Annotated in this window: 24 protein-coding genes and 1 pseudogene; 9 read left to right on the forward strand and 16 right to left on the reverse strand. The window is 71.5% G+C overall.

Going from position 1 to position 26,705, the window contains the following annotated elements; translation table 11 throughout:
• Window positions 1-142: 142 nt before the first annotated feature.
• From AB0G01_RS25500 to AB0G01_RS25510, 3 genes are all read right to left on the reverse strand, one after another.
• Window positions 143-1,684: an alpha/beta hydrolase gene (locus AB0G01_RS25500; protein WP_360949748.1), complete on the reverse strand. Its 1,542-nt coding sequence runs from the start codon at window positions 1,682-1,684 to the stop codon at window positions 143-145.
• 428 nt (window positions 1,685-2,112) lie between these two features.
• Window positions 2,113-3,117: a lipocalin family protein gene (locus AB0G01_RS25505; RefSeq protein ID WP_360949751.1), complete on the reverse strand. Its 1,005-nt coding sequence runs from the start codon at window positions 3,115-3,117 to the stop codon at window positions 2,113-2,115.
• Between the two features lie 178 nt (window positions 3,118-3,295).
• Window positions 3,296-4,561: an FAD-dependent monooxygenase gene (locus tag AB0G01_RS25510; RefSeq protein ID WP_360949754.1), complete on the reverse strand. Its 1,266-nt coding sequence runs from the start codon at window positions 4,559-4,561 to the stop codon at window positions 3,296-3,298.
• A gap of 164 nt (window positions 4,562-4,725) precedes the next feature.
• On the opposite strand from AB0G01_RS25510, the gene AB0G01_RS25515 reads away from it, so the two are divergent.
• The 5 genes and pseudogenes from AB0G01_RS25515 to AB0G01_RS25535 all read left to right on the forward strand — a co-directional run.
• Window positions 4,726-5,187 (forward strand): MarR family transcriptional regulator, encoded by a 462-nt coding sequence (locus AB0G01_RS25515; protein ID WP_360949757.1) that lies wholly within the window; start codon window positions 4,726-4,728, stop codon window positions 5,185-5,187.
• A gap of 230 nt (window positions 5,188-5,417) precedes the next feature.
• A complete protein-coding gene (locus AB0G01_RS25520) occupies window positions 5,418-6,332 on the forward strand; it encodes a YwqG family protein (protein WP_360949760.1) in 915 nt (304 codons plus the stop codon).
• A gap of 133 nt (window positions 6,333-6,465) precedes the next feature.
• Window positions 6,466-6,840 (forward strand): hypothetical protein, encoded by a 375-nt coding sequence (locus AB0G01_RS25525; protein ID WP_360949763.1) that lies wholly within the window; start codon window positions 6,466-6,468, stop codon window positions 6,838-6,840.
• Window positions 6,837-7,169 carry a TetR/AcrR family transcriptional regulator C-terminal domain-containing protein gene (locus AB0G01_RS25530; protein ID WP_360949766.1) on the forward strand — a complete coding sequence of 111 codons (333 nt, stop codon included), beginning with the start codon at window positions 6,837-6,839 and terminating at the stop codon, window positions 7,167-7,169. Before AB0G01_RS25525 ends, AB0G01_RS25530 begins: the two co-directional genes overlap by 4 nt.
• 49 nt (window positions 7,170-7,218) lie before the next feature.
• A pseudogene (locus AB0G01_RS25535) lies at window positions 7,219-7,443 on the forward strand (FAD-dependent oxidoreductase); the annotation flags it as partial.
• Between the two features lie 676 nt (window positions 7,444-8,119).
• On the opposite strand, the gene AB0G01_RS25540 reads toward AB0G01_RS25535, so the two are convergent.
• Window positions 8,120-8,587, reverse strand: coding sequence for a VOC family protein (locus AB0G01_RS25540; RefSeq protein WP_360949769.1), 468 nt, complete (start codon window positions 8,585-8,587; stop codon window positions 8,120-8,122).
• 113 nt (window positions 8,588-8,700) lie between these two features.
• Between AB0G01_RS25540 and AB0G01_RS25545 the strand changes: the two genes are divergently transcribed.
• Together AB0G01_RS25545 and AB0G01_RS25550 are read left to right on the forward strand one after the other, a co-directional pair.
• Entirely contained in the window at window positions 8,701-9,699 is a 999-nt protein-coding gene (locus tag AB0G01_RS25545; RefSeq protein ID WP_360949772.1) for a WYL domain-containing protein, read from the forward strand.
• A 236-nt stretch (window positions 9,700-9,935) separates the two neighbouring features.
• Window positions 9,936-10,967 (forward strand): aldo/keto reductase, encoded by a 1,032-nt coding sequence (locus AB0G01_RS25550; protein WP_360949775.1) that lies wholly within the window; start codon window positions 9,936-9,938, stop codon window positions 10,965-10,967.
• Window positions 10,968-11,022: 55 nt separating this feature from the next.
• Here the strand turns inward: AB0G01_RS25550 and AB0G01_RS25555 are convergent, their stop codons facing one another.
• Complete coding sequence (locus AB0G01_RS25555; protein WP_360949778.1) at window positions 11,023-11,967, reverse strand: NAD(P)-dependent alcohol dehydrogenase; 945 nt, start codon at window positions 11,965-11,967, stop codon at window positions 11,023-11,025.
• A gap of 59 nt (window positions 11,968-12,026) precedes the next feature.
• Here AB0G01_RS25555 and AB0G01_RS25560 point away from each other — a divergent pair, with 59 nt between their 5' ends.
• Window positions 12,027-12,650 (forward strand): helix-turn-helix domain-containing protein, encoded by a 624-nt coding sequence (locus tag AB0G01_RS25560; RefSeq protein ID WP_360949781.1) that lies wholly within the window; start codon window positions 12,027-12,029, stop codon window positions 12,648-12,650.
• A 156-nt stretch (window positions 12,651-12,806) separates the two neighbouring features.
• On the opposite strand, the gene AB0G01_RS25565 is transcribed toward AB0G01_RS25560, so the two are convergent.
• The 11 genes from AB0G01_RS25565 to AB0G01_RS25615 form a co-directional block, all read right to left on the reverse strand.
• The gene (locus tag AB0G01_RS25565) at window positions 12,807-13,877 is read right to left on the reverse strand and encodes a lipocalin family protein (RefSeq protein WP_360949784.1); all 1,071 of its coding nucleotides are present in this window, start codon (window positions 13,875-13,877) and stop codon (window positions 12,807-12,809) included.
• Between the two features lie 654 nt (window positions 13,878-14,531).
• Window positions 14,532-15,497, reverse strand: a complete 966-nt coding sequence (locus AB0G01_RS25570) for a nitrilase family protein (RefSeq protein WP_360949787.1) — start codon at window positions 15,495-15,497, stop codon at window positions 14,532-14,534.
• A 153-nt stretch (window positions 15,498-15,650) separates the two neighbouring features.
• The gene (locus AB0G01_RS25575) at window positions 15,651-16,394 is read right to left on the reverse strand and encodes a hypothetical protein (RefSeq protein ID WP_360949790.1); all 744 of its coding nucleotides are present in this window, start codon (window positions 16,392-16,394) and stop codon (window positions 15,651-15,653) included.
• Window positions 16,395-16,540: 146 nt separating this feature from the next.
• Window positions 16,541-18,196 carry an ABC transporter ATP-binding protein gene (locus AB0G01_RS25580; protein WP_360949793.1) on the reverse strand — a complete coding sequence of 552 codons (1,656 nt, stop codon included), beginning with the start codon at window positions 18,194-18,196 and terminating at the stop codon, window positions 16,541-16,543.
• A 1-nt stretch (window position 18,197) separates the two neighbouring features.
• Window positions 18,198-19,949, reverse strand: coding sequence for an ABC transporter ATP-binding protein (locus AB0G01_RS25585; protein ID WP_360949796.1), 1,752 nt, complete (start codon window positions 19,947-19,949; stop codon window positions 18,198-18,200).
• A gap of 38 nt (window positions 19,950-19,987) precedes the next feature.
• Entirely contained in the window at window positions 19,988-21,025 is a 1,038-nt protein-coding gene (locus AB0G01_RS25590) for an LLM class flavin-dependent oxidoreductase (RefSeq protein ID WP_360949799.1), read from the reverse strand.
• A gap of 10 nt (window positions 21,026-21,035) precedes the next feature.
• On the reverse strand, window positions 21,036-21,446 hold the full coding sequence (locus AB0G01_RS25595) for a lasso peptide biosynthesis B2 protein (protein ID WP_360950423.1): 411 nt from the start codon (window positions 21,444-21,446) through the stop codon (window positions 21,036-21,038).
• Window positions 21,447-21,448: 2 nt separating this feature from the next.
• Window positions 21,449-21,706, reverse strand: a complete 258-nt coding sequence (locus AB0G01_RS25600; protein ID WP_360949802.1) for a lasso peptide biosynthesis PqqD family chaperone — start codon at window positions 21,704-21,706, stop codon at window positions 21,449-21,451.
• Window positions 21,703-23,538, reverse strand: coding sequence for an asparagine synthase-related protein (locus AB0G01_RS25605; protein ID WP_360949805.1), 1,836 nt, complete (start codon window positions 23,536-23,538; stop codon window positions 21,703-21,705). Before AB0G01_RS25605 ends, AB0G01_RS25600 begins: the two co-directional genes overlap by 4 nt.
• Window positions 23,539-23,622: 84 nt before the next feature.
• The gene (locus AB0G01_RS25610) at window positions 23,623-23,748 is read right to left on the reverse strand and encodes a lasso RiPP family leader peptide-containing protein (RefSeq protein WP_360949808.1); all 126 of its coding nucleotides are present in this window, start codon (window positions 23,746-23,748) and stop codon (window positions 23,623-23,625) included.
• A 58-nt stretch (window positions 23,749-23,806) separates the two neighbouring features.
• Entirely contained in the window at window positions 23,807-23,935 is a 129-nt protein-coding gene (locus AB0G01_RS25615) for a lasso RiPP family leader peptide-containing protein (protein ID WP_360949811.1), read from the reverse strand.
• A 292-nt stretch (window positions 23,936-24,227) separates the two neighbouring features.
• On the opposite strand from AB0G01_RS25615, the gene AB0G01_RS25620 reads away from it, so the two are divergent.
• Window positions 24,228-26,129, forward strand: a complete 1,902-nt coding sequence (locus tag AB0G01_RS25620) for a BTAD domain-containing putative transcriptional regulator (protein WP_360949814.1) — start codon at window positions 24,228-24,230, stop codon at window positions 26,127-26,129.
• Window positions 26,130-26,705: the final 576 nt, after the last annotated feature.

A 26,705-nucleotide genomic window follows, 5' to 3' on the forward strand; every position in this document is an offset into this window, starting at 1 on the left:
CACGGCCACCACCGGTGACCCGGACCAGCACGTGGCGGCGCTGCGGGCGGCCCCGGTGCAGACCGTCGAGGTGCGGTTTCCGGTGTCCGGCCGCGCCACCAGGAGTTTCTGGTCTACCAATACCTACCGCTGGCAATTGCGGTCACTGCGGGGTGATGTCGGTGCAGTGGACCTTGTCGTCCGGCAGCCGGCCGGTGATCAGGAACGTCACCGTCGCCTCGTCCACGCACGTGGAGCCCTGGTTGTAGACGTAGTGACCGCCGTTGTCCGCGCCGACGAAAGCCGCTCGCTTGCCGAGGACCTCGTACAGCCCGAGGCCGTCCTCCCACGGCGTGGCGTTGTCCCTGCGGTTCTGGAGGATCAGCGTGTTGCGCGGCCCCTTGTCGGTCACGCGGACGGGCTCTTCGATCGGCTTCGGCCAGAACGCGCACGCCCAGATGTTGGCGGGCATCCCGGCGGTGAGCGGCCAGGCCGCGCGGTCCTCGGCAGTGCGGCGGGCGTACTCGTCGACGTCGCCGGGCCACTGCGCGTCACCACAGGTCAGTGCCAGGAACATGGTGGCCTGGTTGTCGACCGGCACGCCCGGGGTCGGCGGCGGCGCGGTGAACACCTGTTGCAGCACCTGGCGGTCCGCCTCGGTGAGCGGGCCATCGGTCAGCCCGACGGCGGCCTTCCAGAACTGCGCGAGCACCGGGAGGGTCTCGTTGTTCAGCAGAAGGCTGTAGGTGACGGTGCGCAGCATCGCACCCGTCAGGGCCAGCGGGGTGCCGGGGACGGGCGCGGGGGTGCGGTCGAGGCGGTCGGCGAGTGCGAGGTACTTCCGGGTCACCTCGTCGACGGTGCCGCCCAGGCCGAGCGTGGCGTGCTGCGCCGCGGCGACCCTTGCCGCGTCGGGGAAGCGTTCCGACATGGCCTTGCCCCAGTTGTCCTTCGCGTTGGCCCAGACCTTCGTGGGGTCGACGTTGCCTTCGAGGACCACCCGGTCGGCGCGCTCCGGGAACAGCGACTCGTAGACGGTGCCGAGGTACGTGCCGTAGGACTGGCCCCAGTAGGAGATCTTCTTCTCACCGAGCGCCGCGCGGATGAGGTCCATGTCGCGGGCCGTGTTGGCGGTGGTGAAGTGCCGGAGCTTCGCACCGGCCTTCGTCGTGCACCGTTCGGCGTTGGTGCGGGCGTGGTCGACGTTCGCGGTGATCGAGCCGTCCGCAGCCGGGTACGGGAAGAGGCCGACGAGAGACGGGTCGTCGAGACCGCAGCTCTGCGGGGTGCTGTGCTGGACCCCGCGCGGGTCGAAGCCGATCAGGTCGTAGGCCGCCAACACCGACGGCGGCAGGGTCGGTGCCACGACACCCGGTGTGTCCAGGCCGGGCAACGCCGGGCCGCCCGGGTTCAGCAGCAGCACACCACGGCGGTCGCCGGCCTTCGCCGCCGGCAGCTTCGAGACGGCCACCTCGATCTGCTCGCCACCGGGGTTCCGGTGGTCGAGCGGGACCTTCACCGTTCCGCAGGTGAGCAGGGGGTCGCGACTGGCACCCTCGGCCAACGCCGGGCACGTGCCCCAGGTGATGTGCGGCGTGGTGACCACCTCGGTGACGGCCGGTGGTGCGTCCTCGCTCGTCGCGTTTCCTTCCGGGTCGGAGTCGCAGGCCGCCGCTGAGACGGTGAGCGCCACCGCGATCACCACGCCGGTGAACCTCCGGGTGATATCGGTTCCCGCTGACCGTTGCATTGTCTTCAACGCGCTTGCCCTCCAGTTTCTCGGCGTGCCGTGACGCACTGACGCCGTCTTCGGCAAAACCTATGGGGGACTGCGACACCGCGAATCCCCTTGGTGGGGACACTTCTCTGTAGTCCTCACGGGGGACACCGGCCTGCGGTCGACCGGCCGTGCCCCAGGTGGGGACGGGACGGAGCCCCGCCCCCACCTGGGGCATTGCTACTCGCACGTGGACAGCCCGAAACTTGACTTCGATACCGGGCTGCCGGTGTGAAACCGTTGCTCCGACCGCTTCGAGCGGTTCCGGGAACTGTCCACGCGCCACGCCGATTCGCGACTCCGGGGAGTCTGCCTGGGTTCGTGTCAGGTGCGAACGGTTTTGGTGGTGGTCAGGGTTACCACTCGCCGGTCATCTCGACGTAGTTCTCGCCGCGAACGTTCTTGCCGTCGTACTTGCCGGTGAACGCCGCCGTGGCTTCCAGGTAACCGCTCCCGTCGGGGGTTTCGATCTCCTGGTCCGGGTTTCCGGTGACCTGCACGTCGAGTTCGGACCGCAGGGCGGGAATCCGGATGCGCCACCGGGTGGGGTACGTCTGGCCGGTGGCCGGGCTGGTCCACTGCCGGGAGACGCCCTGGGCGAGGGGTTCGACGGCGACCACGTCGTAGGAGCCGTCCGGGTGCAGGACCGTCGCCCAACTGTTCTTGGTTTCGGTGCCGATCGTGTCCCAGATGGCGACCTTGTCACCGTTGGGCATGCCGAGGTTCATCCACGTCCACCGGACGAGCGACGTGGGCATCTCGCCCCACTGCCTGTCCAGCCAGGAGGTGCCCACGACCTGGTGCTTCCTGCCCTCGACGACGAGCGTTCCGGACGTCCGCATCGCCGGGAGCGCGAACTGGTAGTTGGGCACGCCGTCGGCCAGGTTGAAAAATCCGGTCGACGCGTAGTTCAGGGCGGGGCCGGTGGGTGACAGTTGGACGTCGAGCGATCCCCAGGGCGTCTGGACCTGCACCGACTGGCGGGTGGTGTCACCGGTCCAGCTCAGTCCCGGCGTGTGGATGTCGAGCTTGCCCTGGCTCCACCGGTAGTCCTCCGGCTCGACCATCACGGCGTGGTCCTTGTACCACCCGGTGGTCTTGTTGATCACCGAGAACGTCCAGCGGTACGCGGCTTCGCCCCTGTTCGGCAGGATGCGGGTGTGGACCTGTAGGCCGAACTCCTGACCGTTCGCCCGCACCGAACTGGTGAAGTAGACCGAGTCGAACCAGGTCGGCTGGGGCCCCGGCGCGTGCCGGCCCAGGTCGGTCGCGGGATTGACGATGGCCGGGATGCCCGACGTGGTCGGGCGGGGGGTGGACGCCTCGGAGGGGGCGGCCTGGACGGAAGAGCCGATCGGCACACCGAATGCCACAGTCACCGCTGCGGCGACGAGGGCCACCGCTCGGCGTCTGGTCTGGTTTGTGGGCATTGATCTTCCCCTTGTGTGTTGAGTGGACGACACCGTCAAGCGGTGCCGCCGTGAGTGCGGGCGACGAGTTCGCGGCTTGAAGGCTGACTGCCCGGTATCTTCTGGACCTTCACGCAGACGAGCGGGCTTGGTGCCGGTGGTTCGCACGTCCGGGCGGCACAACGGAATCGTGGGCGATGTCGAGTCCCCTTTCTCGGTTGATCTTGCTGTTGGCCTGGAGGAATCGCAGGGCGTCGCCGATCAGCGGGAGCCGGGTGCTGCGCGCGATGATCGGCCGAAGTGCGATCTGCCGTTGGTTGTCGGGTGTGAAGAAGGACTGTCCGCTCAAGCCCGCCTGCTGGTAGACGGTGAGGTGGGGCCGCAGACGGGCTTCCCAAGACTTGAGTGCGGCGGGGATGTCACCGGAGTGGTGGTGCAGCACGGTGCCGAGCAGGTCGGCTCCGGCCAGTCCGGCGGAGACGCCCATGCCGGCGTAGAGGCTGACGCACCAGGCGGAGTCGCCGACCAGCACCACCCGGCCGCGTGACCAGGTGTCCATCCGGGTCTGCTCCACGGTGTCGAACAGGAAGTCGCCGGTGTCGTCGAGCGCGTCCAGTGCCGGTCCGAGCAGCGGACCGGCCGGTTCCGGACCGAAGGCGGCGCGGACCCGGTCGGCGGGTCGTCCGGTGAACTGCCCGTCGACGTCATCGGTGCGGTAGGAGAAGAGCAGGCTGTGCGGCCGGTCGGCGAAGGGGAAGAGCCACATCGCGCGGCCTGGTTCGAACAGGCTGATGCCGTCGCGCGCAGGGACGCCGTCGAGCGGGTCCGGCAGGGCGAGGGCGGCGATCATGTGGCCGAGCCGGTGGAGGTGGTGCTCGTGCGGGCCGAAGACGAGCTGCCGGACGGTGGAGCGCAGGCCGTCAGCGCCCACGACGAGGTCGAACCGTTCCGTGGTGGTCACCCCGTCGTGGTCGAGGGTCACGTCCACACCGGACTCGTCCTGCTCGATCCTCGTGGGTCGGGTAGCGAAGCGGATCTCCACGTGGCCGGGAAGTGCGTCGAACGCGGCGGTCTCGACGTCACCGCGCAGCATCATGCGCTGGTCACCGGGGAGGTCTCCGAATCCCAGACCTGGTCTGCGGTGGCCGGCCCGGTCGACGACGTAGGTCCTGCCGTCGCGTACGGACCGGTCGGGGATGGCGTCGTCGAAGCCGAGTCGTCGTGCGGCGGCCCGACCGGCACCGAAGAGGGCGACGAAGTAGCCGCCCGACCGGCGGTCGGGTGCTCGCTCCACGATCACCGGTTCCCAGCCGATCTGGCGCAGGCGGATCGCGGTGGCCAGACCGCTGATGCCGGAACCGACGACGAGACAACGCTTCTGGCTGGTGGCGGGCATGGCTCTCCTTGGGACGGGGGCTGGTGGACCGGTGCCTTGCGGGCCTGCACGTCGTGCAGGAGGGGGAGTGGACAACCGTGTCGGCACCCCCTCAGGTTTGGTTTGCATTGCCCACTACTTTGAGTTTGGTTGGCAAGGCAAACTATGTCAAGTAGGATCGGGACATGAGATCTGACGTTGCGCTTGAGGACGCTCTGGTCCGGACGTCCTTCCGGGTGATGGCCGTGCTCACCCGCATCGGCTCCGAGCACGACCTGTCCCTGACCCAGTTGCGGGTGCTCGGTCTCCTGCGCGACCGCCGGCCGCGCATGACCGAGCTGGCGGCGTTCCTGGGTCTGGACAAGTCCACGATGTCCGGACTCGTCGAACGGGCCGAGCGACGGGGTCTCGTGGCCCGGGGCAAGTCGGCGGAAGACCGCCGTGCGGTCGACGTCTTCATCACACCTGCGGGACACGAACTGGCGGAACGGGTGCAGGAAGAGGTCCGCGCGACACTCGCGCCGCTCCTCGATCGACTGCGCGCGGACGAACGCCGGCTGCTCACCGGTCTGCTCGACTCCCTCTCCGGTGGGGGAACAGCGGACACGAGGGGCGTGACCGGCACCTTGCCCGTCAACGGTCCGTAGAACCGTTCAACACCAATGTGAAGGGCGCGGCAGCCGACCGGAAACCTCTGTCGTGCAACCAGTGCACGGCACGTCGGCGCGGTCGAACGCGGGCCAGGTCGCGGTAGGGAACTCGCGGCCCATGCCTTGCGGGACGTCGGCACATGCCTGTGGCTGAACAGGTTCTGGGAAAACCGGCCTTAAACGGTCCGGCTTGAGGGACCTCCGGCCGTCTGCGATCATGCCGCACCATGGATCATTACGAGCAGTTCCGTCGTGCGGCGATCGATCGGGGCATCTCGAACGACGAGATCGACAAGTTCACGGATCACCTCCGATTCGCGATCTGCTTGGGTTCTCCCGGCCACGACGAGCAGGTCGTCGGTCAGCGGGGAGGGCTTCCCCGGTTGCCGGTGGGTGCGGAGTGGCCGAGTGATAAAAGAGGAAACCCGTTGCCGTTCATCGCCTCCGTCGACTGTGCGGTCCTCCCGAGGGTCGGGAGGCTTCCCCTGCCCGAGGACGGCTCGCTGCTCTTCTTCCTGCACCACGAGGACGACCTGCTGGCTCCTCTCGGCACGGACGTGCCGGAGTTCGCTCGCGTCGTGCACGTCCCGGCGGGTGCGGAGACGGCGGTGGCGTCACCGCCGCCCGGCCACGACAGCACGACGCCCTTCCACGAGAACATCCCCTTCCTCGCCCCCGAAGGCCCGCTTTCCGCTTGGGTCCAGCCGGAGTTGCCGGAGTGGATCGAAGAGGACGACTACGACTTCGACGAGTTGGACTCGGCGATCGAGGAGCAGCTACTCGACGAGCTGGAGCACGTCGAGGACCTGTGCGAGCTGGTCGACGAGCTCTGGCCGGATGCCGACGGAAACCTTGTGATCACCATCGGCGGGTACTGCTCGGAGATCGGCGGCCAGGACGACCCGTGGACGCAGATGGCGCGCGCCGGCATCACGAGCCGGCGTGACGACTCGGACTTCCCGGGATCGGAACGGTTCTACCCGGGCGAGGTGGAGAAGTACCGGCTGACTCGTGAATGGTTGCCGCTCGCCCAGTTCGGCACCCGGAGCGAGGTCCACCACGGGTGCTTCCTGATCAGTCGCGACGATCTCGCCGACAAGCGCTTCGACCGCACGCTGTCGTTCACCATGTTCACCGAGTAGGCGGGGACGGACACCACCCAGCGCCCGGCGCTGACCCTACGAGCCTTCGATCGGCTTACTCATCGCCACGCGTCGTGTTTTGGAGCGCTGCACCAACTTGGTGCAGCGCTCCAAAACCTGTTGCGGTGGGCCGGTGACCGCACGAGCCCGCCAACCTCGGCGGCGTAACCAGGTGCTCTCCCGGGAGCAGGTCCTCGATACCGCGATCGACCTGCTCGATTCGGGCAGCGAGGGCGCGCTGACGGTCCGGGCGATGACCGAGCGGCTGGCGACCGGGTCCGGGGCGGTCTACCACCACGTGGGCACCAGGAACGAACTGCTCGACGCGGCAACGGAAACGATCGTCACGGCGGCTCTCGCGACCGAGCCTCCTCGGGCGGGTGCCGCGCCCGAGGAGGAGATCCGCGCGGTCGCGCTGGCCCTGTTCGACGCGATAGCCGAACACCGGTGGCTCGCCACGCGGCTGACCCTCCAGGTTGTCCGCGACCCGACCCGGCCGGGCCGGTGACGGTCGAGGTCTTCGAGAGGATCGGCAGCCAGGTGGGCGCGTTGGGCGTCCCGCGAGCCTCCTGGTTCAACGCGACGTCGACACTCGTGCACTACATCCTCGGAGCGGTCGGCCAGCACGCCCGTCTCGACGGGGACACCGCGGGCGGGCCGTCCGATGTGGACCGTGAAGAGTTCTTCGACGTGCTCTCGACGACGTGGCGGGAACTCGACGCCGAGAACTACCCGTTCCTGCGCACCATCGTGGACCAGGACAGGGGACACGACGACCGCGAGCAGTTCCTCGCTGGCATCGCCATCGTGCTCGACGGCCTGGCCCGTCTGCGCTGACCCACCCGACCGGGTTCGCCCATCGGTCTTCTCACGAGGGGGAATTCCCGTGCACGACGTGTTGATCGTCGGCGGCGGTCCGGTCGGCCTGTTCCTGGCGGGCGAACTCGCCCTGACCGGCTGTTCGGTGCTGGTCCTCGAACGGGACCAGGAGTCCGGGTCGCCGTTCAAGGCGCTCCCGCTCGGGTTGCGCGGTCTGACCGCCGGGTCGGCCGAGGTGTTCTACCGCCGAGGGCTGCTCGCAGCGGTGGTGGCCGCGTCCGGTGCCGAGGAGAACCACGTCGGCGCGGCCCCTGACGCGGTGGAAGCGCCGGCTCCTCGTGGCGTGGGCCATAAATTAGGCGCGATTCCCGCAACTGCCCGACCCCTGACCATGGTCGTGGCCCAGCCTCCCTACGCCACCTCGCAGCGCAACACGAGCGTTGTGCAGGATGGATACCGTGATGCGCGCTGTTGTGGCGTGCGGGTTCCGGTCTCGGTCGCGCGGGTCGGCAAGGCTCACGTGTACGGCGAACTCTGCCGGCCGCGCCGAAGCACCTTGCCTCCCAGTCGGCTCCACACCCTCGACGCCGGAGTCCAGGCGATCCACCAAGTGATTACCACACTGCGCGCGGGCGACATCGGGCATCGCGGGTTCACCGAGGTCGTGTGGGTGGGCACAATGAGCGGCTCCGGCTACCTGACGACCAAGGCCGGCGTGCGGCGGTTCTTCTACCACGAACCCAACGCCGACCCGGCCGTCTTCGAGGCGGACGAGCGCCTCAAGGACCTGAGCACCCCCGCGAACGCGCCCAGGACCAACGCGGCGATCCTCCAGCGGATCGCGACGGTGGTGTCCTGATCCGACATCAACGCCCTGCCATCGCCGCTATCGACCACGGTATCGGCCGCCGGGTCGCGCCTGCGGTGCCGAGGAGCGGGCGGCACGGCCGCTCCTCGGCACCGTCACCTCAGGACTGGCCGTAACCGGCCGCCACGTCGAGAATCCAGGTGACGCCGAAGCGGTCGGTCAGCATCCCGAAGGCGGGTGCCCACGGTGCGGGGCCGAAGGCCTCGACGACCGTCGCGCCTTCGGCGAGGCGGTTCCAGTACTCGGTGACCTCGTCGACCGTCTCCCCGCGGACGGAGAGGAAGAAGGGCTCCTCGGTGATCGTGGTGCCGTTCTCCCGACGCGTGGTGGGCGCGCCACCGGCCACGGGGGTGCTCTCTCCCGGCACGTCGTAGGCCATGACCCGGAAGCCGTTGTCGGCGACGACCTGACCGAACACCACCTTCTCGGCGTCGGGCAGCCCGGCGGGCATCCCGAAGTCGCCGTAGGTGGCGACGGTGGCCTTCCCGTCGAACACCGACCGGTAGAACTCCAGGGCTTCCCTGGCCTGGCCGTGGAAGTTCAGGTGTGCGACAGCGTTGATCGACATGATGTGTGGTCCTTCGAGAAGTGGTGTTCGCCGTCGGTGATTCCCGGCGGCGACACCATCGTGACGGAGGTAGCGGACAAGGAATGTCCGCTACTGGTGCCACCATGGGGGCCATGCCGATCTCGTCGTCGACGACCACGTCCGCCCGGTTGCTCGCGTTGTTGTCGATGTTGCAGGTGCGCCGCGACTGGTCCGGACCACTGCTCGCCCAGCGGCTGGGTGTCAGCGAACGGACCGTGCGCCGCGACGTGGACCGGTTGCGCGAGCTCGGTTACCTCATCCGTGCGGTGAAAGGTCCGGACGGCGGTTACCGGCTGGACGCGGGCAGTCAGGTGCCGCCGCTGCTGTTCGACGAGGAGCAGGCGATCGCGATCGCCGTGGCACTGCGGATCGCGGCGGCAACGGGTGCGGGCATCGAGGAGGCCGCCGTACGGGCTCTCGGGACTGTGCGGCAGGTCTTGCCGTCCCGGCTGCGCCATCGTGTCGACACCCTCGACATCACCGCCGCCGAATCGACCGGGCGCGGCGGCGACCCGCAGGTGGACGTCGACCTGCTGCTGGCGGTGAGTGATGCCATCCGGGCCCGCGAAGAGTTGCGGTTCGACTACCGCTCACCGGGCGGCGGCGAAGTCGGCGGCCCGCAGGAGCCCCGCCGGACGCAGCCGCACCACCTGGTGGTCCGGGCCGGTCGCTGGTACCTCGTCGGGTGGAGCGCCGAGCGCGAGGACTGGCGCGTCCACCGCGTGGACCGGATGACGCTCCGCGTGCCCAACGGGCCGCGCTTCACCGCACGGCGGGTGCCCGGCGGGGACGTCGTCACCTTCCTTTCCGCGCGGTTCAAGGGTTCCGACAGCGTCGACGCCTGGCCGTGCCAGGGGGAGGTGATCCTCGGGCTCCCCCTCGCCGAGGTGGCTCCGTTCGCCGGAGACGGTGTCGCCGAAGAGGTCGGTCCCACGAGGACCAGGCTGAAAACCGGTTCCTGGTCCTGGCCCGCGCTCGCGGTGCGGCTGGCACGCTTCGACACCGAGATCGAGGTGGTCGGCCCGCCTCCTCTGCGGAACGCTTTCACTGAGCTGGGCCGTCGCGCCGCACGCGCCGGGGGAACCCCTTGATCCGGTCCGGCGACTGGGGCTTCGAGTTCGCACCTCGTACCCGGCAGCGGTGCTCGCGGGGGAGGAGCGCCTGTGGCCATGTCGGCCGCTCCGCTCGTTGATCGCGCGCCGGGGTGGAGGACGTAAACCGGCCGCTTCCCCTGCGACAGTGGGCGAACGGAGCGGGGTCCGCCCTCGCTCGCACGTGGTCTTCCCGGGCCACGGTCATCGCCCACACGTGACAGGACACCACCGCAATGAGGACGCGCCCACTCGGCCGCACCGGAATCCAGGTCAGCCCCTACTGCCTCGGCACCATGAACTTCGGCATCGGCAACCCCGACCGCGACGACTGCGCCCGGATCGTCCACCGGGCGTTGGACGCGGGAATCAACTTCATCGACACCGCCGACGTCTACGGCCCCCACGGGGTCTCCGAGGAGATCGTGGGCACCGCGCTTCAGGGACGTCGCGATGACGTGGTGCTGGCCACGAAGGTCAACGGCCCGATGGGAGACGATCCCAACCGCCGAGGCAGCTCCCGCCGCTGGATCATCAGCGAGGTCGAGCACTCGTTGCGACGCCTGCGAACCGACCACATCGACCTCTACCAGGTCCACCACCCCGACCCGCACACCGATGTCGAGGAAACCCTGTCCGCGTTGACCGACCTGGTCCGCAGCGGCAAGGTCCGCGCCATCGGTTCCTCCAACCTGCCGGCCTCGGAGATCGTCGAGGCGCAGTGGGTCGCGGACCGGCGCGGGTTGCAGCGCTTCCGCACCGAGCAGCCGACGTACTCCGTCCTCAACCGGGGCATCGAGCGCGAGATCCTGCCCACCTGCGTGCGCTTCGGCATGGGCGTGCTGGTGTGGAGCCCGCTGGGGATGGGGCTGCTCACCGGCCGCTACCGCAAGGGCGACCCGGTGCGGGACCCGCGCAAGATGCACTGGGTGCCCCGGCACATGACCGACGAGCGCAAGCGCGACGCGGTGGAGGAACTGCTCCCGCTGGCCCGGGAAGCCGGACTCTCGTTGACCCACCTGGCGATGGCCTTCGCCGTGACCCACCCCGGCGTCACCTCCGCGATCATCGGCCCGCGAACCGTGCAGCAGCTCGAAGACCTGTTGGCCGGTGCCACCACCATCCTGGACGACGAGGTGCTCGACCGGATCGACGGTATCGTGCCGCCGGGCACCGACCTCGGCCCGCTCGACATCTCCTACGTCCCACCGGCTCTCCAAGACCCGGCGTTGCGCCGTCGCCACGCGGCCGAACGGGCGGCCTGCTGACGATTCGGGTTCTGGTCACCCGAAGTCGGTCGGACGCACGGACGGCGAAGGGGTGTCAGTCGATCCGCACGACGATCTTGCCCCGGACACCGCCCTGCTCCAGCGCGCGGTGCGCGCCCGCGATCTGCTCCAGGGGAAACACCCGGTCCACCTGCGGGCGGATCGCCCCGGACGTGACCCAACGGCCGAGTTCGGCGAACAGCGGAGCGGTCGGGTTGCCGCTGAAAGCGCGCACCCAGCGGCGACGGTGGACCGAGTGGGCGGCGATGTAGGCCAGTGAGCGGACCGGGTGGTCGAGGTCGAACGCGATCGTGACGACACGTCCGCGCGGGGTGAGTAGGCGGCGTAAAGCCGGCAGGTCGGTGCCGACGGTGTCCAGGACGACGTCGAAGCGGCCCAGGTCGCCGGGGGCGCGGTAGTCGAGCACGTCGTCCGCGCCGAGTTCCTTTGCCAGGTCCAGGTTGTGCGCGCCGGCCAGTCCGGTGACGTGCGCCCCCATCGCCTTGCCCAACTGCACGGCGACGTACCCGACGCCGCCGGTCGCGCCACGGACCAGCAGGCGCTCGCCGGGCGCGAGGGCGGCGACGTCGCGCAGCGCGGTGATCGCCGTGGTCCCGGCGGGCAGCGCGGCGGCCTGCACCGCGTCGAGCCCGGCGGGGACGTGGTCGAGCCGATCCGCGCGCACGGCGGCGTACTCGGCGGCCGACCCCGCCCGCCGCCCGAACAACCCCCACACGAGGTCGCCCGCCGCGAACCTGCCGGACGCGGTGACGACCTCGCCGACCAGGTCGATCCCCACCCCTTTCGGGAACCGCTTGCCGCTGAAGGGGCGCAGCCGCCCGGCGCGCAGAGCGAGTTCGCCTCCGTTGACCGACACCGCCCGCACTCGCACCAGGACCTCGCCCGCGCGAGGGCGCGGCACCGGCCCGGTGGTCACGGACAGGACCTCGGGCGGTCCGTAGCGGTCGAAGGTGGCCAGGCGCATCGAAGTGGAAGACATGCTCCACTTCTAGCAAGCGGAACCGGACGGGGGCTTCCGCTTCGCCTAAAGTGAGAGACGTGCCGACGACATCACCCCGCTTGCGCACGGACGCGGCCGTCAACCGGACCAAGATCCTCGACACGGCGTGGGAGGTGTTCGCGACGGAGGGGCTGGGCGTCCCCATGAGCGAGATCGCGCGCCGCGCCGGGCTCGGCGTCGCCACCCTCTACCGCCGGTTCCCGACCAAGGAGGACCTGGTCGCGGCGGTGTTCTCCGAGCAGATGGTCGAATGCGGCGACCTGCTCGACGTTGCGCTCTCCGACCCCGACCCGTGGCACGCCTTCTGCCAGGTGATCGGGCAGATGTGCGCGATGCAGGCGCAGGACCGGGGATTCTCCAAGGCGTGCGTTACGGCCTTCCCCAACACCGCGCAGTTCCGGGCGTCGCGCGAGCGGGCCGAGCGGGGGTTCGCGGAACTGGTGGAGCGCGCGCAGGCCGCCGGTGCGCTGCGCCGGGACTTCGACCTGACCGACCTGACCGTTGTCCTGCTGGCCAACAGCGGTGTCCGGGGCGACACACCGGAGGCGACCAATGCCGCCTCCCGCCGCCTGGTCGCCTACCTGTTGCAGGCGTTCCGGGCCGACGGCGGCGCACCGCTGCCCCCTCCCGCCGCCGTCTCGCTCGACGCGGCGCTCCGCTGAGAGACCGTGGGCCCACTCCCTCCCGGGGCCGGGCGGCACGCCGGGGCAGTCCCGGACCGTCCGCGAGTCTGCGGCACCCGGCCCGTTCGCCGAGGCCGGACAACGTGGACTTGTCGAGCCCCAGGACAGCAGAGAGCGCCCGGCACCGCAGGAGGTTCAGGAGTGCCAGTCGCCGAACATCTCGACGAAGTTCTTACCGGTGACCCCGGCACCGTGGTAGGTCCCTGCGAACGCGGCGGTGGCCTCCAGCCGCCCGTTGCCGCCGAGGATGATCTCCTGTCCCGGGTTGCCGGTGACTCGCACCGTGAGACGGGTCTTCAGCGCCGGGATGCTGACGATCCACCGGGTCGGGTACCTCTGTCCGGTCGTGGGGCTGGTCCAGTGCTCACCCGCGTCGTCGGCGAGCGGCACGACGGACGCCACCTCGTAGGAACCGTCCTTGCGCAACACCGTTGCCCAGGTGTGCGTCTCACCGTCGGCTCGGACGGCGTCCCAGACGGCCACCGCATCACCGTTGGGCATGGTGAGGTTCATCCAGCTCCAGTGATTGCCCGGTGCCCCGTCGGTCGGTCCCCACTGCCGGTCCAGCCAGGACTGGCCGGTGATCTGCCGGGGGTGCCCGTCGAGGGTGAGGGTGCCGGTTGTCCGCAGGTCGGGAAGGGCGAACTCGTAGTTGGTCCGGTCGAAGAGGGAGAACGCTCCGGTGCCGCCGTAGTTCAGGGCCGGTCCGCGCGCTTGGAGCACGACGTCGAGGGAGCCCCACGGCACGTCGAGGGAGACGGACATCCGCTGGGCGTCCCCTGTCCACTTCAGACCGGGTGCCGTGATGTCGAGGCCCGTCGTGCTCCAGGCGTAGTCGCTCGCGTCGACCCTGGTGGCGTGGCTCTTGTACCAGCCGGTGGTCGCGTCGTGGACGGAGAACAGCAGCAGGTTGCCCGGCCCCTTCGGAATGCGCACGGTGTGCACCAGCAGACCTAGGTCGTGGCCCCCGGCGTTCACCCGGCTGGTGAAGTAGATCGAGTCGGCCCAGTCGTCCTCCGGACCCGGCGTCTTGGCACCGAGATCGGCGGCCGGGTGCACCAGTGCCGGAATCCCGCCGGCGGCAACCGTCCTCGCGGGTGCGGGGTTCCTGTCGTCGGCTTCTGCCAGGGGTGAGCCGACCGTCGAACCCAGCACGGCGGTGAGGGCCACGGCAGCGGCCAGTGTGACTTCGGTGCTTTTTCGCATGGGGACCTTCCGGGCACGTAGAAGTAGTTTGTATTACCAACTACAATCAGTATGGGTGGTATTACAAACAATGTCAAGCGGCGGCACCGACGACATCGCAGCGCCGCTGGCCCTGTGCCCGCCGATGACCTCATCCATGCCGGCGAGAGGTGTGAGCAGGACAAGAGATCGGAACAGCCGTGGAAGAGATCGCGTTCACGGCCTCGTTGACGGCGCGGCATGACGACCGGCCATGCTGCTCCGATTGGCCTACCCCGGCGTGACCGATGTGTTCGCCTTGCTGCGTCTGCCGCTCATGAGCGATCGGGGCAAGGCCGTGGAGATACTGGCGCTACGGCACCGGATCACCGTCCTGGGACGTCAACTGGGCAGTGCCAGAACGCAGTTCTCCACCGGCGATCAGTGCTGCGGTGGCACCGGGGCCTCCTCGCACGACACCACGCGGCGAGATCCCGCCCCGAGCGCCCCGGCCGACCTTCCTCCACTCCTGGGCCGAAGCCCTGCTGGCAGGCGACTTCTTCGAGACCTCCACCCTGAGCGGTGCCCGCCCGTACGTACTCGCGAGGTCGAACAGCACTGCGCCGGAATTCCCGGTCCGGCCAGGGGGCGGCGAGGGCCCGGGATCGCTCGCGGAGACGGTGGCGCGGCGGGCGGTCAGGTCGGCTCGGGGGAGAAGCGGGCTTCGAGGGGTGCCATTTCCCGGCCGGTCGGTTCCGTCAGAGCTCGGTAGAGCTCGGGACGTCGTCCCCGCAGCCACCGGCGGCCGGTGCTGCGGGCCAGCAGGGACAGGTCCAGTTCGCCGACGACCATCTCGTCGCGGGCCCGCCAGGTCTCGGCGATGATCCGGCCGTAGCAGTCGATGAGCATCGCGTTGCCGGTGCGGACCTCGCCGTGGTCGAGGCCGACCCCGTTGGCGAACACCAGGAACATGCCGTTGTCGTGCGCCCGGGACGGCAGCCACCGCATCAGCCAGCCGCGACCCTTGTCGCCGTGGAACTCCGCCTCGATGGCCTGTGGGTCGGTGTCCCTGGCTGCCCACAGGGCGGGGTCGATCGTGCCCATGGCGTGCGGGCTGCGCGAGGCCACCCCGCCGGTCTGGTGGGGTGCGAGGAGGATGTCGGCACCGAGCAGCGCGGTCATCCGGGCGTTCTCGACGATGTTGTTGTCGTAGCAGGTCAGCACGCCCAGTGTGCAGCCGAGCGTGGAGGCGAACACGGTGTAGTCCTCGCCCGGGGTGATGTGCTCGCTTTCGAACGCGTGGATCTTGCGGTGGACGTGCCAACTGCCGTCCGGCTCGGCCACGACGTAGCTGTTGTGCAGGGTGTCGCCGTCGACCTCGATCAGGCCCGCGCCCAGCACCACGCCGTGCTCGCGGGCCAGCGCGAGCAGCGCGGTGACACTCGGGCCGTCGGGCACCGGCTCGGCCAGGGCGGCGATGCCCGCCCGGTCCATGCCCACGACGTGCCAGTAGCCGGTGATGCACATCTCCGGGAACACGATCAGCTGCACACCTCGGGACGCCGCCTCCCGCACATAACGGGCGATCGTGGCGAGGTTGTACTCCTTGTCCCCCGCGCGGTGGCAGAACTGCACGCTCGCGGCCTTGACGCGCATCGTCATCTTTTCTCCCTGCACCCAAGCGTCGTCAAAGTCGTCGTCGCCCTGGAATTATACCGCCTGGGCTGGTGAAGAAGGATTTCTGAATAACGCACTGAGTACGTCAAATGTTTGACGTCAACTTCGGCCCAGTCGCAGGTCTGCCCGCCGGTGTGGTCAGATGTCGGCAATTCGGCTCCCGGCGGGGTCGTAGTAGAAGAGCATCTGGCGGCGGTCCTTCAGCGATTCGTACAGTGCGCGCAGTTCGGGCAGCCGGTCCAGTCGCTGTTTTTCCGCGCGCAGGATGCTGCGCAGTGTTTCCAGGGTTTCGTCCAGGTCGTGGTTGGTCACGTGGTAGTGGTGCAGGTCCACATAGGACAGGTCCTGCACGCCCATGGCGAATTTCAACTGGAGCTTGTCGGCGTGCTCGGAGGAGCGGCCTGCCAGCCGGTCGCGCAGCACGTCCATCGAGGGTGGTGCGACGAACACGCCGACGACCTGGTCGGGGAATGCGCGTTGGAGGTTCAGGTAGAGCTGTGGTGTGTAGTCGAACACCAGGTCGCGGCGTTGTTCGATGGCGTCAAGGAGCGGTTGGCGTGGAGTGCCGCTGTAGTAGCCCTCCTGGGGGTTGACCCACTGTGCGAGCCGGTCGGTCTCCACGAGTTCCCGGAACCGCGCGCGCGAGACGAAGTCGAAGAAGTCGTCGTCGTCGACCCCCGAGGTCGGGTCGGGTGGGCGGCGGTTGCGGGTCGTGACGTTCTTGACGTACCCGATGTCGGGGTCGGCCTTGAGCCACTTCCGGATCAACGTGCTCTTCCCGGTCCCGCCGGGGCCGGAGAGGACGAAGAACACGGACGACGAGCGCCCGTCCAGCTCGGTGGTCATGTGCTCCGCGATGTTCGCGGGGGGAACGACAGTCATCCGGTGCACTCCTCCTTGGAGTTGTGCTGGACATGGTCGCAGCTCACAGCGACTCCCGGTACGGCTCATCGTGACCGGACTGCGGCTCCAGGGTCAGGCCGCTGGTCGACAGCGGCCCCGGGCACCGAAGAAGGTGATCGTCGAGTTCACCGCAGACTTCGACCGGACGTCGTGGCGTGGTCGTGCAGGCCGGTTTCGTCGAGCACGAGGACGCGGTGGGCGCGGGCCGCCGAGGTGGCGCGGTGGGCGATGACCACCAGGGTGCCACCACGGCGGTGGAAAGCGTTTTCGGCGCGGGCCTCGGCGGCGGGGTCGAGGTGGCAGGTCGCCTCGTCCAGGACGACGACGCGGGCGGGGGAGAGGTGGACCCGGCCGAGTGCGATGAGCTGGCGTTCGCCCGCCGAGAGCGTCTGCGGGACGACCGGTCCGTCGAGCCCGCCGTGGCGGGCCACCAACTCCTCCAGCCCCACCGCGCGGATCGTGGCGTCGATCGTGGCGTCGTCGGCGTCCGGGGCCAGCGGCACCAGGTTCTCCCGGACGGTGCCGGAGAACACGTACGCCTCCTGCGGGATCAACGCCATGCGGTGGCGCAGTTCCGCCGCCTGGTAGCGGGACACGTCGAGCCCGGCGAACTCCACCGAGCCGGACTCGGGCCGTTCCAGCCCGGTCAGGACGGTCGCGAGCGTCGACTTGCCGATACCGCTCGGCCCGAGCACCACGACCCACTCCCCGTCCTCGATCACCAGGTCGGCGCGGTCGAGGACCGGGTCGGAGTGCTCGCCGTAGCGGAAGGTCGCCGCGCGCAACGCCAACGCGCCGCGCGCGGGGGGCCGGACGCCCGGCGCGGGCGGCGGCGGGACCGTCGAGTGCCGGGCCAGCCGCGCGAGCACGGTGCCCAGTTCGACGCCCTGGTTGCCCAGGATCTCCGCGACCGCCCGCCAGGCGGGTTCGAGGCCGGAGACGACGTAGACGACCGCACCGACGAGTTCGCCCGGGGTGAGCGTGCCGCCGGCGAGCAGGCCCGGGGCGAGCAGCAGCAGCAACAGCAGCGGCAGGCGGGCGGCCAGCCCGATCACCGCGATCCGCGCCCCGCCGAGGTCCGCCGCCCGCCCGACCGCCGTCGCGTACCCCTCCAGCACGCGGTCCAGGTCGGCGGTGGCCCGGCCGGCGGCGGCGCACGCGGCCACGTCGCGCACACCGCGCAGCACGGCGTCGACCTCGCCCGTCAGCGCCTCTTCCCGGGCGAGCGCGGTCCGGTAGCGGCGACGCCAGAACCGGGTGAGCACGGCCAGCGCCGCCCCGGCGACCAGGGCGAGCGGCACCAGGGCCACGAGCGCGACCGGGGCCAGCGCGATCAACCCGACGGCGGCGGCGAGCACCATCAACCCGGCTGAGGTGACCGACATGACCAGGTTCGACACGATCTGCCGGGCCGTCTCCACCTGGCCGACGAGCCGCGCCTGGACCCCGGACCCGCCCCGGCCGCCCGCGACCGCCTCGCCCAGCCCGCCGCGCACGACGGTCCGCACCAGGTGGTCACGCGCCGCCTCGGTGAACTCGCCCATGGGGCGCATCGCCTGGCGCACCGCGAACGCGCCGAACACCAGCGTGGCGGCGTAGACCGCGAGCAGGGCGAACCCGAGGGGCACGCGCCCGGCGAGGAACCCGTCGTCGAGCGCGAGCGCGATCAACCGGCCCGAGGACAAGGCGGGCAACGCCGCCACCGACGACCAGCCCACGACACCGAGCAGTGCCGCCCGGTGCCGGACCACCACCGGGCGCAGCAGGTGCGAGCCCGCCACGTCACACGCTCCGGACGCGGTCGAAGCCGGCGGGCTCGGGCTCGGCGGGTTCGGGCTCGGCGAGGTCGGGCGCGGCGAGGTCGGGCGCGGTGAACACCGCCAGGTAGTCGGGGTCGACGGCGAGGTCGGCGTGCGGTGCGGTGGCGCGGACCCGCCCGCCCTCCAGCCAGATCACGAGGTCGGCGGCGCGGGCGGTGGCGATCCGGTGGGCGACCACGAGCCGCGTCCTCGTGCGCATCGCCGCGCCGAGCGCGGTGGTGATCCGCTCCTCGGTCACCACGTCCACATTGGACGTGGCGTCGTCCAGGACGACCAGGCGGGCATCGCGCCACAGCGCCCGCGCCAGGCCCAGGCGTTGCAGTTCACCGCCGGACAGCCGCAGGTCGCCGAGCGGGGTGTCGGCCCCGAGCGGCAGCCGGCGCACGAAGTCCTCGGCCACGGCGGCGCGCAGCGCGGCGGTGACGCGCGCGGAGGAGGCCGGCCGGTCCGAGTAGCCGATCGCGTCGGCGACGGTCGCACCGAGCAGGGCGGGCCGCTCGAACGCGTAGGTGACCGCCGCCCGCAGCTCCGACACCCGCAGCGCGGCGAGGTCCGCGCCGTCGAGCAGCACGCGCCCGGTGTCCGGGTGGCTGAGCCCGCCCGCGACCTCGGCGAGGGTCGACTTGCCGGACCCCGTGCCGCCGACGATCGCCACCGTCTGCCCGGCGCGGACCCGCAGGGTGATCCGGTCGAGCAGGACCCGCCCGCCGCGAACGACGCCGACGTCGGTCAACTCCACCGCACCGCCGCCCGCCGGCAGGGACGCGCTCCCGGACGGCGGCAGCGGTTCCGCCAGGACCTCGGCCACCCGCTCGGCCGAGCCGTGCGCGCGGGCGACCCTGCTCAGCAGGACGTTCTGCCGGAAAAGACCTGTCGCGTAACCGAAGTACGCCTGCACGGCGAGCAGTTCGCCGACGCTGAGGTGGCCGGCCACCAGCCGCGCGCACGCGACGGCCAGCACCGCGACCTGCAACGTGGGCATGACCAGGCCGGAGCGCCACACGGCCGTCCGCTGGATGCGCCAGAACCGCGTGCCGGCCGCGCTCAGCCTCGGGACGACGTCGAGCACGCGCGCGGTCTCGCGGTCCAGCGTCCCGTTCGCCCGGATGGTCCGGGCACCGCTCACGGCGTCGCCGAAGCGGGTGACCAGGTCGGCGAAGGCGTCCTGGTAGTCACCGGTGTTGGCGCTGACCTGCCGGGTGAGCCAGCGGAACAGCCACAGCACCACCGGTGCGGCGGCGAGCACGGCCACCCCGAGCCAGACGTCCACCACCACGAGGGCGACCACGCCGCCGAGCGAGGTGAGCAGGGAGACCACGAGCCCGATCGCGGCGCTGGTGACGGACGCGGCGGCGGTGGTCGACTGGAGGACGCGGCCGAGCAGCTCCCCGGTGGTCCACCGCCGCGTCGCCGCGACGTCGAGCGCGAGGAGGTGCCGCAGCACCGTCCGCCGCAGCCGCCACGCGCCCCGCGCCTCGGCCCGCCGCTCGAACACGACGGCCGCCGCCTCGGCGACCGTGACGAGCGCCAGCGCCACGACGATGGGCCACACCGACACCGGCGCGCCCGCGATCACCCCGTCCACGGCCCGCGCCACCGCCGCGGGCAGCGTCAGCGCCGCCCCGGCCTCGACCACGGCGGCCACCGCGATCCCCACGCCGTACCACCCGCTCGCCTTGCCGGCGGTGAGCAGCAACCGCCCGTCGAACCGCATGTGCCGTCCTTCCTCGGGGTGGTGTCACAGCGGTCGGGTCAGCGCAGGGCGGGTGCCGGCCGGTCGTGCGCGGTGGCGAGGGCGGCGCGGACGCGGGGGATGACGGCCTCGGCCAGCAGCCGCAACTGGCGCTCCGCGTCGGCGGTGTTCCCGGGCGACTCCACCTGGCACAGGACCCGGGTGCAGCCGGAGGCGGCGATCTCCCCGGCGAGGCGTTCGACGCAGACGTCGAGGGTGCCGACCGGGTGCGCGCTCGACAACCGGTCGGTGACGGTGTCCAGCACCGCCTCCAGCGCGGCACCGGTGGGCGGCGTGCGGGACACCGGCACCAGGTGGCGCGACCGGTTGACGGCACCCACCACCGTGCGGGCGCGGTCCCGCATCAGCGCTCGGGCCTCGGCCTCGGACTCGGTGACGGCCAGGAAGACGGCGAAGGCGTGGTCGGCGTCCACCGGCCCGCCCACCCGGCGGTACTCGGCGATCATCTCGCTCTTCGCGGTCGTGTCCTTGTCGAAGTACAGCAGCATCGGCAGGCCGTGGGCCGCCGCCAGGTGGACCGACTCCTCCGAGTTGGCGGCGACGTGGACGCCCGGTCCGCCCGCCGTGCGCGGGCCGGGCGTGATCACCAGGTCCTCCGCGACGGGCCCGCCGCGCAGCGCCGTCAGCAGCTCCTCGACGGCCCCGGTCAGACCGGTGCGCCAGCGGTCGACGCCCCGCCCGATCACCTCGTACTCGGCCAGCGGCTGGCCCCGGCCGACGCCGAGGGTGAAGCGGCCCCCGGAGACGTGGTCGAGCAGCGCGGCCTGCTCCGCGACGTGCGTGGGCGAGTGCAGCGGCAGCAGCGTGACCGCCGTGCCGACGTTCACCCGTCGCGTCGCGCCCAGCAGGTAAGCCGCCAGCGCGAGCGCGGACGGCGCGACCACCTGGTCGAGGAAGTGGTGCTCGGTGACCCAGACGTCGTCCAGGCCGAGGGCGTCGGCCTGGCGGGCCAGCGACACCGTGCGGTCGAGCACGTCGGCGTCGGACTGCCCGCCGTCGCGCCGTGAACTCAGCAGAACACCGAAACGCGCGTCCACCGCTCCTCCTTCACACCGACGCCGGCACGGAGAACACGACCCGGTACAGCGCGATGTCCTCGTTCTCGCCGACGGGCTTCCCGTCGACCTCGACCCAAGCGTGCGCGCGGAACGGCTCGGTGCGCACCCCCGTGCGCCAGTCCGGCCAACTGCCGGTCATCCGGCACAGCAGCGCGGTGGCGACGGCCCGTTGCAGGCACTGCTGGCCCGCGCAGCGGGTGCTGACCGAGACCACGGCGCTGCGGGAGGCGAGCGCGCGGCCGGTGGTGGCCGGTCGCGCACCGCGCCGCACGACCTCCAGGATGCGCCGCAACCGCCACGGGGACAACCGGGTCAGCCCCCGGGCGACGCCGACGGCCACGAGCGCCGCGACCCGGAGCGGCCACCGCACCCGGCCGGCGGATTCGAGCGTGATCGGCATGCTCACGAGGTCACCAGCTTCGCCTCGCGCAGCGAGCCGAGGAACGCCGCCACGTCGGACGCCACCCGCCCCGCCTGCTCCGGGTGCGCCAGGCTCAGCGCCCGGACCACGTCCTCGGGCCGCGTGCGCTCGACCAGGCCGCGCACCACGGCCGCCGCCGTTCCGTTGAGCTGCCAGTAGCGCCCCGACTTCTGGTCCAGCAGCACCATGCCGCTGTCGGTGTCGGTCACGCTGACGTGGCGGGCCAGGGTGAAGGTCATCGGGCTCCTCCGGAGGTGGCGGACACGGGTGCGGTGGTCCGCGCGGCGGCGACGGACCGCAGCCACGATTCGCACGCCAGCGTGGTGATCACGGGGATCAGCGTGCGGGCCGCCGGGTGCGGGGTGACCAGCGCGCGCCGGAACGCGTCGCCGTCGACCAGGCCCAGCCGCTCCAGTTCGAGGTCGGCGCACCGCGCGAGCAGTTCCCGCTTGTGGTGGTCGAGGCCCGCGTAGACGTCGGCGCTGAACTCGCCCTTGGTCGGGCGGCCCAGGACGTGGTCGGGCACCGAGCCGCGCATGGCGGCGGCGAGGACCGGCTTGTAGCGGTTGGCCTCCGCGCGGTCGCGCAGCCGGATCGACAGGGCCGCCTCGACGACGTGGTCGTCGACGAACGGCGCGTGCCAGCTCACGCCGTGGCGGGAGGTGACGCGGGTGGCGCGGCGCAACCCGTCGCCGCAGGTGCGCGCCATGTCGAGGGTGGCGTGCTGGGCGCGGAGCGGCGAGAGCGGCTCGGGCGCGTCGGCGGCGGCCTCGCGCAGCAGCGCCCGGTTGACCTCGACCGCGTGCGGCGTGGCCCACGCGGGCAGCCGGGGCGGCTCGCCCCACCCCATGCTGGGGTGCGAGGTGTGGCCCAGCCCGGCGGTGAGCGTGCGGGACGCGGCGTCGAGCCAGGACGCGTAGCTGGTCCGGTCGGCGAGGAAGCGCAGCGCCTGCCCCAGGCTCCACCGGCGCAGGCTGCGGTTGGGCCGCAGGTAGGGCAGGTAGCCCAGCGGGTCGGCGCGCACCGCGCTGTGGTCGTGCGAGGGCATGACGTAGAACAGCTCGTCACCGCCGTGCCCGGTCAGGTGCCGGGTGACGCCCTTGTCCGCGAGCAGCCGCGCGTGGTGCGTCAGCACGCCCTTGGTGCGCAGCCAGGCGAAGGGGCCCTCCGCGTCGGGATCGGGGTGCAGCGCGCCCGTGAAGTTCAGCGGCGCGTCGCCCCGGGGGATCACCACGTGGTCGGCCCCGGGCAGGTCCACGGCGGCCCGGGTGGCCCAACGGGCGTCGTCGTTGGCCGGGTCGACCGCCTCCAGCCGGGTGGTGACCAGGTCCGGGTTCCGCTCGGCGAGCAGGAAGCTCAGGCTGGTCGAGTCCATGCCGCCGGACAGGTCGGAGCTGGTGCGGCCCGGCTGGGAGGCGCGGACGGCGACGGCGGCCCGCAGGGCGTCGCGCACCCGTTCCGCGCCTTCGCGCAGGGGCAGTTCCGCCTTCGGCGGCGTCCACCAGCGGGTGGTGGTGTGCGTGCCGTCGGGGTGCACCACGACGTGGCTGTCGGGCTCGACCCGCACGACGCCCGTCCAGGCGCAGCGGTCGGCGAGCGGCCACGGCGCGGAGGGTGCCATCAGGTGGCGGGCGACGTGGGTCTCGTCCAGTCCGGCGTCGACGAGCGCGGCGAGGGTCTGCGGCCGGTCGGCCAGGACCGTCGTGCCGCCCGCCCTGGTGCGGAACACCTGGCACGCCGAGGAGATCGTGCCCTGCGCGCGCAGCCGGCCGTCGAACGACGCCAGCAGGTGGTAGCTGCCCGCGATCCGGCGGGGCACGGCGTCGAGGCCGCCCAGCCCGGAGAGCCGGTCGAGCTCGGCGAGCAGGACCGCCGCCGTGGCCGCCGAGTAGCCCAGCAGGACCAGCGAGCGCGTCCCGGCGGCGGCGGTCACCACCTCGTCGGGCCGCCACGAGCCCACGATCCAGGGCCGGCCGGACGGGTGCGCGATCACCCGTTCGCCCGAGGCCGTGCCGACCGACTCCGCGATGCGGGCACCCGCCGCGCTGTCGGGAAGAACCAGGAACTCCACGTCACCCTCCACCACGTGCGATCGGGACCGGGCCGGGCGGGGCCGCGCGCCTCAGCGCCGCGCGGCCCCGTACCGCGAGCCGGATCAGCAGAAGATCCAGCACTCCTTGTCGTAGTCGTAGCCACGGCCGCCGCCGCCGAGGGTGACCTCGTCGAACTCGCCCGCGTCGGACATGGTGGGCGGCTCGTAGGTGCTCGCGTCCTCGATCATCTTTTCCTCCTGGGGTTTCGGGGAAGGGGTGTGTCCTGTGTGGACGGACCGGGAGTGGTCAGTCGCACCAGACGAGGCAGCGCACGTCGAACTCGAAGCCCCAGCCGCGCGGGCCGAGGGTGACCTTCTCGAAGTCGCCGACCTCGACGAAGGCGGGCGGCTCGTACACGGTCGTGTCGTCGGTCACGTGGACCAACTCCTCTCGTCGTTCACCGTTCGCGGCGGTGTCGACCGCCGCCCGACCACAGTCACACCGCGGCATGGCACCGGCGTGGCGCGGCCGTGGCCGTGCGCGACCCCCGCGCGCCACGCGCGACCACTCGCGCGCCACATCGACTGACCGGCGTTTAGTACACGTAGCGGGGAATTTCTGGTTCCCGAAGTGAATTCCCGCTGTCGGACGAACGACCCACAGCGGGGAGGACGGGGCGGCGTTAGCGTCGGCCCGGTCCGGACGCCGAGGTCCACCGGGAGTCGCTGTGCTTTTCGTGAAGGTGCTCGGGGACATGCAGGTGTGGGTCGACGACCGCCGGGTGGCGGTGCCCCGGGGCAAGCAGCGGCTGCTGCTGACGGCGCTGGCCCTGCGCCGGGGACAGGCGGTGGGCGCGGACGCGCTGGTCGAGCTGCTGTGGGAGGACGGCTCACCGCGTTCCGCGCGGACCACGCTGCGGGGTTACGTCAAGCGGTTGCGCACGCGGCTGCGCGTCGCGGGCGGGCGGCCGGTGATCGAATCGGTGGCCGGCGGCTACCGGCTGAGCGCGACCGAGGACGAGGTGGACGTGCACCGGTTCCGCCGGTTGGTCCGCGAAGCGCGGACGCTGGCCGACCCGCGCGCGGAGCTGGCCGCCCTGGGCTCGGCGATGCGGTTGTGGCGGGACAGGCCGCTGGACGGGCTGGAGTGCGCGCGCTGGGTCGAGGAGGCTTCGTCGGGGTTGACCGAGGAGTGGTTGCAGGCGCTGGAAAGGCACAGCGACCTGTTGATCGCGACCCACTCGGCGGACACCGCGGCGGTGGCGTTGCAGTCCGCGCTGGCCGCACACCCGCTGCGGGAATCCTTGTGGTGCAAGTTGATCCAGGCGATGCACCACGGCGGGCGCAGCGCGGAGGCGCTGCTCGCCTACGAGAAGGTGCGGCTGCTGCTGGCCGACCGGCTCGGTGTCGCGCCGTCCGGGCCGCTGCGCGAGCTGCACCAGCGAATCCTGTCGCAGGACGAACCCCCGACCGCCGTGCCCACCACCGGGACCGCCGACAGCGCCGACAACGCCGACTGCGCCGACACCGCCGTTCGGCGGCACGAGGGCGAGGCGGCCGGATCGCTCGGCCTCGTCGGCCGGCGCGATCACCTGACGGCCCTCGGCCGGATCGCCGCCCAGGACACCGGCGCGCGGATCGTGGTGATCGACGGACCCGCCGGGATGGGCAAGACCGCGCTGGCGCTGCACTGGGCGCAGCGGGCCGGTCGCCGGTTCCCCGGCGGCCACGTGGCGGTGGACCTGTGCGGCGTGCACCCGTCCGCGCCGCTCACCCCCCACGAAGCGCTCGGCGCGCTGCTCCTGGGCGCGGGCGTCGGCGAGGACGAGGTGCCGGACGACCCCAGGGCCCGCGTCGCGGCGTTCCGCGAGGCGGTCGCCCGGCGGCCGATGGTGGTGGTGCTGGACAACGCGCACGACGTGGGACAGGTGCGCCCCCTGTTACCCGGCCCGGCCGGGTTCACCCTCGTCACCAGCCAGTCGCAGCTACGGGGACTCGTGGCGCGCGACGGGGCGGACCGGCTGAGCGTCGGGCGGCTGACGCCGGAGGAGGGCCACGACCTGGTCGCGGCCATCGCGGGCCCCGAGCGGGCGCGCGCCGACCCGGCGGCGGTGGCCGAGCTGGTGGAGCTGTGCGCGGGACTGCCCCTCGCGCTGCGCATCGCGGTGGAGAAGGTCTCCCGGGTGCCCAGGCTCAGCCTGGCCACCCTGGTCGAGGAGTTGCGGGCCGACGACACCCGGTTGGACCTGCTGGAGACCGGGGACGACGACGAGGCCAGCGTGCGCACGGCGTTGAGCCGCCCCCAGCGCCTGCTGCGCCCGACCGAAGCCAACCTGCTGCACCGGCTCTCCTTCACCGTCGACCGCGAGTTCGACCTGGACACCGCCGCCCGGATCACCGGCGGCGACACCGCCGTGCTGCGCCTCGTCCTGGGCCGCCTCGTCCTGGCGAACGTCCTCACCCAGCCCAGCCCGCACCGCTACCACCTCCACGACCTGCAACGCGCGGTGGCCAGGGAGTCCGCTTTCGTCGCCGACGCACCCGCCCAGGCGATCCCGAGCCAGTCGAGGGAGCGGCGGGCGAACCAGCCGGTGCGGCTCTCCCCGGCCGGCTCGGCAGTCGCCGGATGACGGTGCGGTGGCCTCGACGACAACCGGTCGCGTGCCCGGAGGGCTGCGGGCCGGCCGCGAAGTGCGCCCCGAACCCGTATCGGAGCGGCCTTGCCCGGCCACCTCGACGTCCGGACCAGCCGAGCCTGTGCAACGGTCTTGGACGAGTACCGCGACGCCCCCGCGGTCTCCACCCGGTCGACCGTTACCGACGAAACCGCGTTCCTGCCCTGCGGATCTCCCTCGGCCCCGGTGGCGAGAACCGGCTCGATGAGCGGAATCCGGAGTTCCTGCTGATCGTGGACGGTCGGGACCGCCTGGACGAACTCGACGGCGACCCGGCCACGTGGCCCGCCATCCTCCGCACGGCCGTGCCCGACCGACCGGTGCCGCCGTCCACGATTGGGCGGGCTGCTCCTACGGGCACATCCCTGCCACGTCGTTGCCCTCACGGGTCTCTCCGACGCGGGACTCGCCGAGCCAACATCGAGTCGACCGCAGTGTGAACCTCGCCATCGCGAGCCGAGGAGGAACATGCGAACACATGACGAGCCGGAGCGGAAGCATCGCACCGGGGCCGGCCCGCTTCGTACCGCA

It is taken from the genome of Actinosynnema sp. NPDC023587 (assembly GCF_040640215.1).
Taxonomy (GTDB): Bacteria; Actinomycetota; Actinomycetes; order Mycobacteriales; family Pseudonocardiaceae; genus Actinosynnema.

What these genes read in the sequence shown, in the direction of transcription:
- AB0G01_RS25595 (WP_360950423.1), bottom strand. Translation starts at nt 21,446, where the DNA reads ATGCCGATCACGCTCGAATCCGCCGGCCGGGTGCGGTGGCCGCTCCGG.
- AB0G01_RS25555 (WP_360949778.1), bottom strand. Translation starts at nt 11,967, where the DNA reads ATGTCTTCCACTTCGATGCGCCTGGCCACCTTCGACCGCTACGGACCG.
- AB0G01_RS25610 (WP_360949808.1), bottom strand. Translation starts at nt 23,748, where the DNA reads ATGATCGAGGACGCGAGCACCTACGAGCCGCCCACCATGTCCGACGCG.
- AB0G01_RS25545 (WP_360949772.1), top strand. Translation starts at nt 8,701, where the DNA reads ATGCCGATCTCGTCGTCGACGACCACGTCCGCCCGGTTGCTCGCGTTG.
- AB0G01_RS25600 (WP_360949802.1), bottom strand. Translation starts at nt 21,706, where the DNA reads ATGACCTTCACCCTGGCCCGCCACGTCAGCGTGACCGACACCGACAGC.
- AB0G01_RS25515 (WP_360949757.1), top strand. Translation starts at nt 4,726, where the DNA reads ATGAGATCTGACGTTGCGCTTGAGGACGCTCTGGTCCGGACGTCCTTC.
- AB0G01_RS25520 (WP_360949760.1), top strand. Translation starts at nt 5,418, where the DNA reads ATGGATCATTACGAGCAGTTCCGTCGTGCGGCGATCGATCGGGGCATC.
- AB0G01_RS25585 (WP_360949796.1), bottom strand. Translation starts at nt 19,949, where the DNA reads ATGCGGTTCGACGGGCGGTTGCTGCTCACCGCCGGCAAGGCGAGCGGG.
- AB0G01_RS25510 (WP_360949754.1), bottom strand. Translation starts at nt 4,561, where the DNA reads ATGCCCGCCACCAGCCAGAAGCGTTGTCTCGTCGTCGGTTCCGGCATC.
- AB0G01_RS25575 (WP_360949790.1), bottom strand. Translation starts at nt 16,394, where the DNA reads ATGACTGTCGTTCCCCCCGCGAACATCGCGGAGCACATGACCACCGAG.
- AB0G01_RS25540 (WP_360949769.1), bottom strand. Translation starts at nt 8,587, where the DNA reads ATGTCGATCAACGCTGTCGCACACCTGAACTTCCACGGCCAGGCCAGG.
- AB0G01_RS25550 (WP_360949775.1), top strand. Translation starts at nt 9,936, where the DNA reads ATGAGGACGCGCCCACTCGGCCGCACCGGAATCCAGGTCAGCCCCTAC.
- AB0G01_RS25565 (WP_360949784.1), bottom strand. Translation starts at nt 13,877, where the DNA reads ATGCGAAAAAGCACCGAAGTCACACTGGCCGCTGCCGTGGCCCTCACC.
- AB0G01_RS25570 (WP_360949787.1), bottom strand. Translation starts at nt 15,497, where the DNA reads ATGACGATGCGCGTCAAGGCCGCGAGCGTGCAGTTCTGCCACCGCGCG.